This is a genomic window from Labrys sp. LIt4 (genome assembly GCF_017813775.1).
GTDB lineage: Bacteria > Pseudomonadota > Alphaproteobacteria > Rhizobiales > Labraceae > Labrys > Labrys okinawensis_A.
The window spans coordinates 64,902-77,654 of sequence record NZ_JAGIPY010000021.1 but is presented as its reverse complement, the minus strand read 5'-3'; the positions used below and the strand labels follow the sequence as shown (position 1 = coordinate 77,654).

The following is a 12,753-nucleotide window of genomic DNA, read 5'->3' as shown; positions in this document are numbered from 1 at the left end:
AGACTGCTGCGGTGTCATGCCCACAGGCGGCATTGCGGCGGGTAGGTCTCCGGCCCACCCGCCGCAGATGCATCGAGGGATAGGTTAATCGTTTCGCCGTCGGATATCGATGCACCGATATCCGGCGGTTTCATTGTGTCATCCCGAGGCTGCAGTTCGTACCACGGGTTATAATTCAATCGATTGACTGAAATGCGAATTTCGTCTATGGGTTGCGTCATGGTCAAGAAACAATCCTCCTCTCCGGCCCCGAACGGCCGCGGCGATGCAACCCGCGAGAAGCTGCTCGATGCATCGATCGGCGTTTTCGGTCGGTATGGTTTCGACGGCGCCTCGACCCGCATGCTGGCGGATGCCGCCGGCGTCAACCTGCAGGCGATCACCTATTATTTCGGCAGCAAGGAAGGACTCTACGTCGCCACGGCCGATCATATCGCCAGCCTTATTTCATCCCATGTCGGCGGGCTGGGCGGACGCATCCGGGCCCGACTCGCCGAGGCCGCGGGCGGCGGAGAGGCGATCGACCGCCACGAGGCCCAGGTCTTCCTGACCGAGCTGACGCAGACCATGGCGACCCTGTTCATCGGCCCGATATCCGAGCCGCTGGCCCGCTTCCTCATCCGCGAGCAGATGGAACCCACGGAAGCCTTCGAACGTATCTTCGCGCAGGTGATGAAGCCCATGCTCGAGGCGGCAACCGCGTTGGTGGGCATCGTGCTCGGCGAGAATGGGGCTTCCCGCCCTGTCAGGCTGCGCACCCTGTCCCTTCTTGGCGGGCTGATGGTCTTCCGGGTCGCGCATGCGGCCGTGAAGCGGCATCTCGCCTGGGATGCAATCGGTGCCGAAGAGGTTGAAACCGTGCGGCGCCATGCCGGCGAACTCGTCGCTGCGCTGGCCGCGGAAGGAGGCCGCTCATGAAGAAGGCCGTCATTCCCCTTGTCGTGCTGGCAATCGCCGCCGGTGGGCTTGCCGCCTGGTGGTTCGACCTGCCCCAACGCCTGGGCTGGGTCGAGCGCGCCGACAAGGAGCTGGTTCTCTATGGCAATGTCGACATCCGGCAGGTGCAGCTCGGCTTTCGCGTCAGCGGCAGGCTTGCGGAGACGCTGGTGGACGAGGGCGACAGCGTCAAGACCGGCGATACGCTCGCCCGGCTGGACAGCCGGCCCTATCAGGACCTCGTCGAGGTGGCGCAGGCGCAGGCGGCCAGCCAGCGCGCGACGCTCGCCAAGCTGGAAGCCGGGCCCCGCGCCGCCGAAATCGCGCAGGCCAGGGCTGTGCTGGCCGAACGCCAGGCCGATCTCATCAATGCCGAACAGAGCTATACCCGTTCCTTCCAGCTGCGGCCGAGCGGCACCGTCTCCCAGGGCGGGCTCGACCAGGCGGTCGCCGCTCGCGACGCGGCACGGGCCCGGGTGAACGCGGCCAGGGAAGCACTGACCCTGCTGGAGCAGGGTACGCGCTCGGAGGATATCGCTGCGGCCAAGGCCAGTCTGGAGGCAGCCGAAGCCAATCTCGCTTCGGCCCGGACAACCGTCTCGGACACCATCCTGGTCGCTCCCGCCGATGGCGTCATTCTCTCGCGCGTTCGCGAGAGGGGAGCGATCCTGGCTCCCAACGACATCGCCTTCGTGCTGTCGCTCACCAGGCCTGTCTGGATCCGTGCCTTCATTGCCGAAACGGACCTCGGCCGCGTGCATACCGGCACGGCGGTGGAGGTGCGTTCGGATACCGATCCGGCCAAGCGTTACAAGGGGCGCGTCGGCTTCATCTCGCCGGTCGCCGAATTCACGCCGAAGACGGTGGAGACGCCGGAACTGCGCACCGATCTGGTCTATCGGCTTCGCATTGTGGTCGACGAGCCCGACAGCGCACTCCTGCAGGGCATGCCGGTGACGGTACGCCTGTCCGATGTGCCAACGGCGAATGGCGGCAAGCCCTGAAAGGCACCGATCATGACCGATGCGGTCGTCCAGATCAGCAGTGTCAGCAAACGCTTCGGCGAGGCCATCCAGGCTCTCGACGGCATCGAGGCCTCGATCCGGCCGGGCGAGATCACCGGGCTGGTCGGCCCCGACGGTGCCGGCAAGACCACGCTTATCCGCCTGATGACGGGCCTGATGCTGCCCGATGAAGGCAGCCTGACGGTGCTAGGCTTCGACACCGCCCGCGACGCGGCCTCGATCCAGGCGGCGATCGGCTACATGCCGCAGCGTTTCGGCCTCTACGAGGATCTGTCGGTGCAGGAAAACCTCGATCTTTATGCCGATCTGCGCGGGCTGCCCAAGGCTGAGCGTGCCGCCATCTTCGACGAACTCCTCACCTTCACCGATCTGGCCGCCTTCACCAGCCGGCTGGCGGGGCGGCTGTCCGGCGGCATGAAGCAGAAGCTTGGCCTGGCCTGCGCACTCCTGAAAAAGCCGCGCCTGCTGCTGCTCGACGAACCGGGCGTCGGCGTCGATCCGATCTCGCGGCGCGATCTGTGGAAGATGGTGGAGGACCTGACCCATGAGGGCATCGGCGTGGTCTGGTCCACCGCCTATCTCGACGAGGCTCAGGCCTGCGACCGCGTATTGTTGCTGAACCGGGGCAAGCTGCTGTTTGCCGGCAAGCCCTCCGAACTCACCGGCAAGGTCGATGGCCGGGTGTTCCGTCTCGGCGGCATCGAGGGACGACGCCGGCCGGCCCTGGCCCGCGCGCTCGCCGTGCCGGGGATCGTCGATGGCGTCATTCAGGGCCAGGCCATCCGGCTGGTGACGGGGGATAAAATTGGCTTGGCCGAGGAGGCCGCGCGAGCCGCGGGGGCGCGCGCCAAGCCCCAACCGATCCAGCCGCGTTTCGAGGACGCCTTCGTCGATCTGCTCGGCGGTGGCCCTGGTGGCCGCTCGCTTCTGGCCGAAGCGACACGGGCGCTGCCCGTCGAGGAGGGGCGGCCGGTGATCGAGGCGCGGGGGCTGACCAAGCATTTCGGCGACTTCGCCGCAGCGCAGGATATTTCCTTCGAGATCCCGCGCGGGCAGATCTTCGGGCTCTTGGGGCCGAACGGCGCCGGCAAGTCCACCACCTTCAAGATGCTGTGCGGCTTGCTCAAGCCCACCGGCGGCGAGGGCCGGGTTGCCGGCTTCGACCTCCGGCGCGACTCGGCCGAGGCCCGCAACCGGCTGGGCTACATGGCCCAGAAATTCTCGCTCTATGGCGATCTCAGCGTGGCGCAGAACCTTGCCTTCTTTGCCGGCGTTTACGGCCTGACCGGTGCGCGCAAGCGTGAGCGCATCGATCTGATGACCGAGATCTTCGATTTCGGTCCGCGAAGGACCATGTCCGCCAAGGACCTGCCGCTCGGCCTCAAGCAGCGCCTGGCGCTTGCCTGCGCCGTCATGCATGAACCCGAAGCGCTGTTCCTCGACGAGCCGACCTCGGGAGTCGATCCGATCACGCGGCGCGAATTCTGGACCCATATCAACGCGCTGGTCGAGAAGGGCGTGACCGTGCTGGTCACTACCCATTTCATGGACGAGGCCGAATATTGCGACCGCATCTCGCTTATCTATCGCGGGCGCTCCATCGCGCTGGGCTCGCCCGATGAACTCAAGGCGCGGGTGGCCGATGCCGCCAATCCCGATCCGACCATGGAGGATGCCTTTATCGCGCTGGTGCAGGGTTCGGAGGCCAAGGCGGCATGAGCGAGCACGAAGCGATATCCTCCGTCGCCGGGGAAGCCGCGTTCGTGGAGGCGAACCGTTCCGCTCGACTGCGGCGCTTTGCTGCTCTGGTGCGCAAGGAGAGCTACCAGATCGTCCGCGATCCCAGCTCCATCCTGATCGCTTTCGTGCTGCCGCTGATCCTGCTTTTCATCTTCGGCTATGGCGTCTCGCTCGACGCCACCCGCACCCGGGTGGGACTGGTGGTCGAGGACCCGTCGCCGCTGACCCGCGACATCGCCGCGAGCTTCCAGGCCTCGGGCTATTTCGAAGTCGAGCAGGGGCATGACCGGCGCAAATTCGAAGAGGCGCTGATCCTCGGCCGGATCAAGGGCATCGTCGTCATTCCCGCGACCTTCGCCGCCGATTTCGCCTCCGCCGCCGGGCCGGCGATCCAGGTCCTCGTCGATGGTTCGGACCCGAACAATGCGAATTTCGTGCAGAACTACGCCCGCGGCGTCGTCGCCAGCTGGGCGGCGATCCGGGGCGGCGAGCGCGGCCTCGGCCAGCCGGCGATCGAGGTGGAGCAACGCTTCTGGTTCAACCCGGAGCTGACCAGCCGCAACTTCCTGGTTCCCGGCTCCATCGCCATCGTCATGGCGCTGATCGGCACGCTGCTGACCTCGCTGGTGGTGGCCCGCGAATGGGAACGCGGCACCATGGAGGCGATGATGGCGACGCCCGTCGGCGCCGCCGAATTGCTGGCCGGCAAGCTCATACCCTATTTCCTGCTCGGCCTGGCATCGATGACCCTGTGCGTGCTGGTGGCGGTGCTCCTGTTCGGCGTACCGTTTCGGGGCTCGCTGCTGGCGCTCTACGCCCTGTCGGCGAGCTTCCTGATTCCGGCGCTGGGGCAGGGGCTCCTGATCTCGGCCGCCACCAAGAACCAGTTCCTGGCCTCGCAGCTCGCCTTGATCTCGGCCTTCCTGCCCGCCTTCCTGCTCTCCGGCTTCCTGTTCGAGATCAATTCGATGCCTGAGGTGATCCAGTGGCTCACCCTGATCCTGCCCGTGCGCTACCTGATCCCGAGCCTGCAATCGGTGTTCCTGGCCGGCGACATCTGGCCGATGTTCCTCCAGGCCATCGCCGTGATGCTGTTCATCGGCTTCATCTTCTTCCTGGCTGCGGCCCGAAGCACCCGCAAGAGGATCGGCTGAAATGGGACTGACGCGCCTCAGGGCCCTGATCATCAAGGAGTTGCTGGGCATCTTGCGAGATCCCAAGAGCCGCATCATCCTGGTGGTGCCGCCCATCCTCCAGCTCCTGGTATTTTCCTTCGCCGCCACGCTGGAGGTGAAGAATGTCGATATTCTCGTGCTCAACCGCGACAACGGCGCCTGGAGCCAGGAGTTGATCCGGCGCGTCGAGGGCTCGCCCACCTTCCGTTCCGTTCGGCGCACCCAGGACCCGGCGGAGCTGCGCGCCGCCATCGACAGGCAGGAGGTCATCGCCGCCATCGAAATCGGCCCCGCCTTCTCGCGCGATATCGAGGGGCGCCGGCCCGCCGATCTCGGACTCGTGCTCGATGGCCGCAAGTCCAATGCCTCGCAGATCGTGGCGGGTTATCTCAACCAGATCGCCGCGGGCCTGGCCGCCGATACCGCCCTCGGCAAGGCGGCAGGCGGGAGGGCCATCGACGTGGTCGCGCGCAACTGGTTCAATTCGAACCTGATCTTCCAATGGTTCATGGTACCCAATCTGGTCGCCGCCATCGCCCTCTTGATCGGGCTGATCGTCACGGCCCTGTCCATCGCGCGCGAGCGGGAGCTCGGCACCTTCGATCAGCTCATGGTCTCGCCCTTGCGCACGCATGAAATCCTGCTGGGCAAGCTGCTGCCGCCCATGCTGATCGGCAGCTTTCATCTCACCGTCTATATCGTGGCTGCCGTCCTGATCTTCGGGGTGCCGCTGCGGGGCTCGCTGCTGCTGCTCTATGGCAGTGCGGTCTTCTATCTCCTCGCCGTCGCGGGTATCGGCCTGTTCATTTCGGCCCTGTCGACCACCCAGCAGCAGGCCATTCTCGGGGCCTTCCTTTTCCTGGTGCCGGCCATGCTGCTGTCCGGCTTCGCCACGCCGATCGAGAACATGCCGGCCTGGCTGCAGCCTGTCACGGTCATCAATCCGCTGCGCTATTTCCTGGTGATCGTGAAGGGCGTGTTCCTGCGCGACCTGCCTTTCGACGCAGTGCTTGCCAATACCTGGCCGATGGCTGTGATCGCGGCCGGTTCGCTGGGCTTCGCCAGCTGGCTGTTCCGCCGCCGATTGGAGTAAGCGGCCTTGCCAATCATGCCCATCCGAGCCACAGCTTCTTTCCCGCCACCGCCAGGATCCCCCGTCCCATGAAGATCACCACCATCCGCGCCACGCCGATCAACCTGCCGATCGAGGCGCCTTACTGGTGGTCCTTCGGCTGGCTGCCGGGATCCTCGCGTTGCGTGGTCGAGGTGGAGACGGACGAGGGCGTCACCGGGCTCGGCGAGGCGGCGTCCTGGCACGCCTGCGCCATCATCGAGCGAATGGCACCCCTCCTGATCGGGCGCGATGCCCACGATATCGCCGGTGCCGAACTCGTCTGCCTGCCGAGCTGGCGCGGCGTGACCTCCAATGTCGACTTCGCCGCTATCCGGGCCTTCGCCGCCATCGAGACGGCGTTGTGGGACATCAAGGGCAAGGCGACGGGACGCCCGCTCTACGACCTGCTCGGAGGCGCCGTGCGCAAGAAGATCGCCTTTGCCGATTATTTCGGCTTCCGCCAGGCCAGGAACGGCAAGGGCGGGGAGCTCACGCCCGAGGCGGTGGCGGAATACTGCGTTGGCCTGAAGGAGCGGTTCGGCACCACCATCTTCGAGGGCAAGCTCTGCACCCGCGATCCCGAGCCGAGCATCGAGGCGCTCCGGTTGATGCGCCGGCAGCTCGGGCCGGATGCGATCATCCGCATCGATTCCAACATGGCCTATTCGATCACGGAGGCCAAGCGCATCGCCAGCCGTATCGAGGAGCTCGACATCCGCAACTGGGAAGAGCCCTGCGCCACCTTCGAGGAGATGGCGGCGCTGCGCCGGCACACTGCCATTCCGTTTTCCGGACACAATGTCGATATCCGCAAGGCGGTGGCACTCGGCGTACCCGATGCCATCGTCACCGACGTCAACGTGCATGGCGGCATCGGCCGCACGGTGCGTTTCATCGGCGCCTGCGAGGCGATGGGCATCGATTTCTGGTGCTACAGCGCCAATACCGGCATCGGCAGCGCGGTCTATCTGCATCTGAGCGCCGCCTTCTCGCATCTGCGCGAGCCCAGCCAGTCGCTCTTCCGCATGCAGCCTTACGACGTGGTGGAGGAAGGCGTCTTCGCGCCGATCGACAATCTTATCGCCGTACCCGAGGGGCCCGGCCTCGGGGTTACCCTGTCCAAGGACAAGCTCGCCTTCTGCCACAGGCTGTTCCTGGAGGAAGGGCCCTATACTCAGCATCATGACCCGGAAGAGCCGGGTCGCTACAAGCGCCTGCCGCTGCGCTGAGGGCGCGCCCAGGAGGTCCTCGGTGATTTCGAGAACCGAGCCTCGATGGGACGAATGCCTGGATGCGAGGACGTCTCGTCCGCTCTTGGAAACGCTCTATGTGCAAAAAGAAGCGGACGAGAGCGCTGCGTATCCAAGCGGGTCTGGGAACCCGCCCGCCAAGATGCGGCTTGTCGGTCTCAGATATCCACCAGTTCGCCGGCGAAGGCTGCCTGTTCCTGGATGAAGGCGAAGCGGGCTTCGGGCTTGTTGCCCATCAGCCGTTCCACCGAACTCGAGGTTTCCGCGCGCTCCTCGTCCACCACAACCACCTTCAGAAGCGTGCGCTTCTTGGGATCCATGGTGGTTTCCTTCAACTGTGCCGGCATCATCTCGCCCAAGCCCTTGAAGCGACCGATCTCGATCTTCTGGTTGGGCTTGAAGGCCGATTTCACCAGCTCGTCTTTGTGGGCGTCGTCGCGCGCATAGAGCGACTTGGTGCCCTGAGTCAGGCGGTAGAGCGGCGGGGCGGCAAGATAAAGATGGCCCCGCTCGATCAAGCGCGGCATCTGGCGCCAGAAGAAGGTGATCAGCAGCGAGGCGATATGGGCGCCGTCGACGTCGGCGTCCGTCATGATGATGATCTTCTCGTAGCGCAGATCGTCGTCGCGGTAATGCGAACCCATGCCGCAGCCGAGTGCCTGTCCCAGATCCTGCAATTGCTGGTTCTGGGCAAGCTTGTCCTTGCCGGCATTGGCGACGTTGAGGATCTTGCCGCGCAAGGGCAGCACCGCCTGGTTGGCACGATCGCGGGCCTGCTTGGCGGAACCGCCGGCGGAATCGCCCTCGACAATAAACAATTCAGAGCCTTGCGCGGCATTGTTCGAGCAATCCGCGAGCTTGCCGGGCAGGCGCAGCTTGCGCGTGGCCGTCTTGCGGGCGACGTCCTTCTCGGCCCGGCGGCGCAGGCGTTCCTCGGCTCTTTCGACCACGAAGTCGAGCAGCTTTGCCGCCTGGGACGGCATGGAGGCCAGCCAATGATCGAAGGCATCCTTCAGGGCCTGCTCGACGATGCGGCTGGCTTCCGTGGTCACCAGCTTGGCCTTGGTCTGGGACGAGAATTCCGGCTCGCGGATGAACACCGACAGCATGGCGGCCGTGCAGGCCATCACGTCTTCGGTGGTGAGCTGGTTGGCGCGCTTGTTGCCGATGCGCTCGGCATGATCCTTCAGGCCGCGCAGCAGGGCGATGCGCAGGCCCGCCTCATGGGTGCCGCCTTCGCGGGTCGGCACGGTATTGCAATAGGAGGAGACATAGCCTTCATCCTCGGCAAACCAGCCGATGGCCCACTCCACCGAGCCATGTCCCTCCGGCTTGGGCACGCGTCCCGAGAACATCTGCTCGGTGACGAGTTCCAGGCCCTCGCTGGCCGAGCGCAGATAATCTTCCAGGCCACGCGGAAACTTGAAGCTCTCCTCCGCCGGCACGTCGCTGTGGCCGGCCAGCAGTTCCGGCGCACATTTCCAGCGGATTTCGACGCCGCGGAAGAGATAGGCCTTCGAACGCGCCATCTTGAACAGGCGCTTGGGATCGAAGGCGATGCCGTGCTTGAAGATCTCGATGTCGGGCTTGAACCGCACCTTGGTGCCACGGCGGTTGGGGGCGGCACCGATGTGCTCGACGGGACCGAGCGGCACGCCGCGCGCAAAACGCTGGCGGTGAAGTTCGCGCCCGCGCGCCACTTCCACCTCCATGAGCTCAGACAGCGCGGTCACCGCGGTGACGCCGATGCCGTGAAGACCGCCGGAGGTCTGGTAGGCGTCGGAGTTGAACTTGCCGCCCGAATGGGGCCTGGTCATCACGACCTGCAGGGTCGATTCGCCGGGAAACTGCGGATGGGGCTCGACCGGAATACCGCGCCCATTGTCGGTGATCGAGACGAAGCCATCGGCCGTCAGTTCCACATCGATGAAGGTGGCATGGCCGGCCACCGCCTCGTCCATCGAATTGTCGATCACTTCGGCGAAGAGATGGTGCAGGCCGTCGCCTTCCGGTCCGGTCGAACCGATATACATGCCGGGGCGCATGCGAATGGCTTCGATGCCCTCGAGCACGCGGATGGAGGAGGCGCCATAGCCGTCCTCGCCGCCTTTCGCCGCAGCGGGTTTGGAGGGAAGGCCTGCCTTCAAGGCAGCCGCAATCGACTGGGTCGAGGGTCGCTTCGCATTGTCGGCCTTATTGGTGCTCGTCTTGGAGAGGGCAGGCTTGTCGCTCCCGAACAGATCGGAGGTATCACTCATGCAGTCGGTATCTCGCACAATGCGTCGCGCTGGCGCGATTCGCAGTTTGGCTCATTATGGCATGTTCGTATCGCAGCCGCGAACGGATCGTAAACGGTGTTGTTGATGAATGTGGAACGGCACGGTTCGAGGGCCTAATTCCGTCATGATTGACAGGCTCTTTGAGCATTGTGGCACTCAGGCAGGCCACTTATGCTAGTGCCGATTTTTGAAACGGAAATTTGCTTCATGCGGATGACACTTCCGGTCCATCCAAAGGCCGCGCTTCTTACGGCCGCGCTCTTCGTGGCGATGCCGGGAACGGCTTTGGCTCAGGACGCCGTTGCGCCCCAAAAGGCGGCGGCGACGGCTGCGATCCCCGCGGCGGCGCCCGTCCCCTTCGTGGCGCATCGGGCCGTCTACGACCTCGCGCTCGACCGCCGCAAGGACCAGTCCAGCGTCGACAGCATGCGCGGGCGCATCGTTTATGATTTCTCCGGCAATGCCTGCAGCGGCTATGCCCTCAATTTCAGGCAGGTCACCGAAATCGGCTTGAGCGGCGGCGGCGTCAACACTTCGGATCTGCGCTCCACGACGTTCGAGGACGACAAGGGGCGCAATTTCCGCTTCAATTCGCAGAATTTCACCAATCAGAAGCTGGACGGCGCAGTCGATGGCCAGGCCAGCCGGGCCGAGAGCGGGGTGGTCGGCGTCGCACTGAAAAAGCCCAAATCCACCAAATTCGATCTCTCGGAGCGGGTTCTCTTCCCGACCGGTCAGATGAAGGCGATCGTCATGGCAGCCCGGGCCGGTGAGCGCGTGTTCGAGAGCCAGGTCTATGACGGATCGGATGGCGGCCAGAAGATCTACAACACCTTGGCGGTGATCGGCGCCAAGATCGGTCCCGACAAGCCGCGCGACGGCGTCGAGGCCAAGGCCAAGCAGCTCGATGGCGTCGATCGCTGGCCGGTGACGATCTCCTATTTCGACCCGACCAAGAAGGCTGTCGGCGAGGAGACCCCCGTCTATACCATGTCCTTCGAACTCTATGCCGATGGCATTTCGGGCAACCTGACTCTGGATTATGGCGATTTCCGCTTGAAGGGGACGATGGTCTCGCTCGATTTCCTGCCGCAGACGGAATGCAAGTGAGCAGGCGATTTCGGTGTGCCGGTCTTCAGATCGGCATGGCGCGCGCTGGCAATGCCGTTTTTGCTCCATCGCCCGGCGGAGCCGGGAGGACCGGCCCATTCGCCGGGGGCGCCACCCCATGAGAAATGCCATTCGTCAATGGTCGCATACGCAGAGTTGGCGCGCGCTCGGCCAACGGCTGCGGGCACCGGCACGCCTGCCGGCGCGGCCGCTGTTCGGACGGGTGGCCACCCCGGCCGCCGTCGCTTTCGGTGGCATGCTGGTCATCGCCCTGATGGCGCTCGCCGATCCGGCTTCCCTGCACATCCTGCCCGAATGGCCGCATGTCGTGGTGCGGCTGGCGCGTATCGTCACTTATCTCGGTGATTCGGGCCTTTATCTCGTTCCGCTCGGCGTGGCGCTCGTCCTGCTGGCCGTGGTCGATTTGGAGTTGCCGCCGCGGCTCGATGCCGCCCTGCGCCAGCTCTGGCTGCAGCTTGCCTTCGCCTTTGTCGCCATCGCGGGAACGGGGCTGGCCGTGAATGTCATCAAGCGTGCCATCGGCCGGGTCCGTCCCTTGCATATCGAGGCGGGCGCGAGCTGGAGTTTCGAGCCCTTTTCCTGGCGCGCCGCCAATGCGAGCTTCCCTTCCGGCCATGCCACTACGGCCTGGACCGTGATTGCGGTGGTCATCCTGCTCTGCGGCCCGCGCTGGCGCCCCTGGCTGTTCGCGCTTGGCGGGCTGGTCTGTCTGAGCCGCGTGATCCTCGGGGCCCATTATCCCGCCGATGTGGTGGCTGGCGCCCTGTTCGGCTGGTTCGCCACCTTCTGGTTCGCCGACTTTCTGGGGCGCCGCGGTCTTGTTTTCCGGCAAAACCACGACGGTGCTCTTGCGTTGCGGGGGCAAGACGCGGCAAAGACGCTGATCGAGGCGTGGCGAGCGCGCCGCTGAGGTTCGACTCTTCATGTCATCACAAGACAATGCGCCTGAGATCAGCGTCATCGTTCCGGTCCGCAACGAGGCCGGCAATGTCGAGCCGCTGATCCGGGAGATCGCGGCGGCCCTGGCTGGACGCAGTTTCGAGATCGTCTATGTCGACGATGGCTCCAGCGATGCGACACCGGCCGAACTCGTTCGGCTGAAGGGCGAACTGCCCTTCCTGCGTAGCCTGCGCCATGATCAGTCCTGCGGCCAGTCCTGCGCGGTACGCACGGGCATTCGTCATGCTCGCGGCCGGCTGATGGTTACCATCGACGGCGACGGCCAGAACAACCCGGCCTATATTCCCGCTCTGGTCGATGCCCTGATTGCCGGCGGTGCCAAGACAGGCATGATCGCGGGGCAGCGGCTCGGCCGCAAGGATACAGGCTTCAAGCGCTGGCAGTCGCGCACCGCCAACAAGGTACGGGCCTATGTCCTCAAGGACGGCACGCGCGACACCGGCTGCGGCCTCAAGGCTATTCGCCGCGAGGTCTATCTGGCCCTGCCTTATTTCGATGCGCTGCACCGCTTCATGCCGGCCCTGGTCAAGCGCGAGGGCTTCGAGGTCGGCCATGTCGACGTGGTCGACCGACCGCGGCTGACCGGCGTGTCCAATTACGGTTTCTTCGACAGGCTGTGGGTCGGCATTCTCGATCTCGTCGGCGTGTGGTGGCTGATCCGGCGGCGCAGGCGCGTGCCGGTGGTCAGCGGAGGAGGGCAGGATGCTGATTGAGTTGTCGAACGCCCTCGGCGGCTATCTTCACAATGTCTTCTACACCAATTTCGACTTCTGGCTGATCCTCGGCCTGTTCGCCCAGGCCCTGTTCACCGCCCGCTTCGTGATCCAGTGGTGGGTGAGCGAGCGGGCCGGCAAGAGCGTCATTCCCTTCAGCTTCTGGATCCTGTCGATCGGTGGCGGCGGCCTGCTGTTCCTCTATGCCCTGGTGCGAGCCGACCTGGTCTACATCATCGGCCAGGGCTCTGGGCTGGCGATCTACATCCGCAACGTCTCGCTGGTATTGAAGGAAAAGCGCGAGGCGAAGGACGCCGCGCAGGGGCAGGGAACGACGTAGTAAAGGGCCATCGGCCGCCCAATCGCTTGGTGGCTGCCAGCTTTGCGGCCCAAGACGCAATCGGAGTGTCGATCTTCGGATCGACATCTT

At 64.9% G+C, this 12,753-nt stretch carries 12 protein-coding genes; 10 read left to right on the top strand and 2 right to left on the bottom strand.

Annotation, left to right across the window (positions count from 1 at the left end):
* Positions 1-14 precede the first annotated feature (14 nt).
* Positions 15-227, bottom strand: a complete 213-nt coding sequence (locus tag J8I29_RS26515) for a hypothetical protein (protein WP_209433949.1) — start codon at positions 225-227, stop codon at positions 15-17.
* Here J8I29_RS26515 and J8I29_RS26510 point away from each other — a divergent pair.
* From J8I29_RS26510 to J8I29_RS26485, 6 genes are all read left to right on the top strand, one after another.
* Positions 220-918 carry a CerR family C-terminal domain-containing protein gene (locus J8I29_RS26510; RefSeq protein WP_209433948.1) on the top strand — a complete coding sequence of 233 codons (699 nt, stop codon included), beginning with the start codon at positions 220-222 and terminating at the stop codon, positions 916-918. The genes J8I29_RS26515 and J8I29_RS26510 overlap by 8 nt on opposite strands.
* Positions 915-1,940, top strand: coding sequence for a secretion protein HlyD (hlyD, locus tag J8I29_RS26505; protein WP_209433947.1), 1,026 nt, complete (start codon positions 915-917; stop codon positions 1,938-1,940). The genes J8I29_RS26510 and hlyD overlap by 4 nt, the downstream gene beginning before the upstream one ends.
* Before the next feature lie 12 nt (positions 1,941-1,952).
* Positions 1,953-3,680 (top strand): ATP-binding cassette domain-containing protein, encoded by a 1,728-nt coding sequence (locus J8I29_RS26500; protein ID WP_209433946.1) that lies wholly within the window; start codon positions 1,953-1,955, stop codon positions 3,678-3,680.
* Positions 3,677-4,855, top strand: a complete 1,179-nt coding sequence (locus tag J8I29_RS26495; protein WP_209433945.1) for an ABC transporter permease — start codon at positions 3,677-3,679, stop codon at positions 4,853-4,855. The genes J8I29_RS26500 and J8I29_RS26495 overlap by 4 nt, the downstream gene beginning before the upstream one ends.
* Before the next feature lies 1 nt (position 4,856).
* The gene (locus J8I29_RS26490; RefSeq protein ID WP_209433944.1) at positions 4,857-5,969 is read left to right on the top strand and encodes an ABC transporter permease; all 1,113 of its coding nucleotides are present in this window, start codon (positions 4,857-4,859) and stop codon (positions 5,967-5,969) included.
* 68 nt (positions 5,970-6,037) lie between these two features.
* Positions 6,038-7,219, top strand: coding sequence for a mandelate racemase/muconate lactonizing enzyme family protein (locus J8I29_RS26485; RefSeq protein ID WP_209433943.1), 1,182 nt, complete (start codon positions 6,038-6,040; stop codon positions 7,217-7,219).
* A gap of 179 nt (positions 7,220-7,398) precedes the next feature.
* Here the strand turns inward: J8I29_RS26485 and parE are convergent, their stop codons facing one another.
* Complete coding sequence (gene parE / locus J8I29_RS26480; protein WP_105862825.1) at positions 7,399-9,498, bottom strand: DNA topoisomerase IV subunit B; 2,100 nt, start codon at positions 9,496-9,498, stop codon at positions 7,399-7,401.
* Positions 9,499-9,726: 228 nt separating this feature from the next.
* Between parE and J8I29_RS26475 the strand changes: the two genes are divergently transcribed.
* The 4 genes from J8I29_RS26475 (at position 9,727) to J8I29_RS26460 (ending at position 12,663) form a co-directional block, all read left to right on the top strand.
* Positions 9,727-10,629 (top strand): cell envelope integrity EipB family protein, encoded by a 903-nt coding sequence (locus J8I29_RS26475; protein WP_181161183.1) that lies wholly within the window; start codon positions 9,727-9,729, stop codon positions 10,627-10,629.
* Positions 10,630-10,747: 118 nt separating this feature from the next.
* The gene (locus tag J8I29_RS26470) at positions 10,748-11,560 is read left to right on the top strand and encodes a phosphatase PAP2 family protein (RefSeq protein ID WP_209433942.1); all 813 of its coding nucleotides are present in this window, start codon (positions 10,748-10,750) and stop codon (positions 11,558-11,560) included.
* Between the two features lie 13 nt (positions 11,561-11,573).
* A complete protein-coding gene (locus tag J8I29_RS26465; protein WP_105862828.1) occupies positions 11,574-12,323 on the top strand; it encodes a glycosyltransferase family 2 protein in 750 nt (249 codons plus the stop codon).
* Positions 12,313-12,663 (top strand): lipid-A-disaccharide synthase N-terminal domain-containing protein, encoded by a 351-nt coding sequence (locus J8I29_RS26460; protein WP_105863221.1) that lies wholly within the window; start codon positions 12,313-12,315, stop codon positions 12,661-12,663. The genes J8I29_RS26465 and J8I29_RS26460 overlap by 11 nt, the downstream gene beginning before the upstream one ends.
* Positions 12,664-12,753 lie beyond the last annotated feature (90 nt).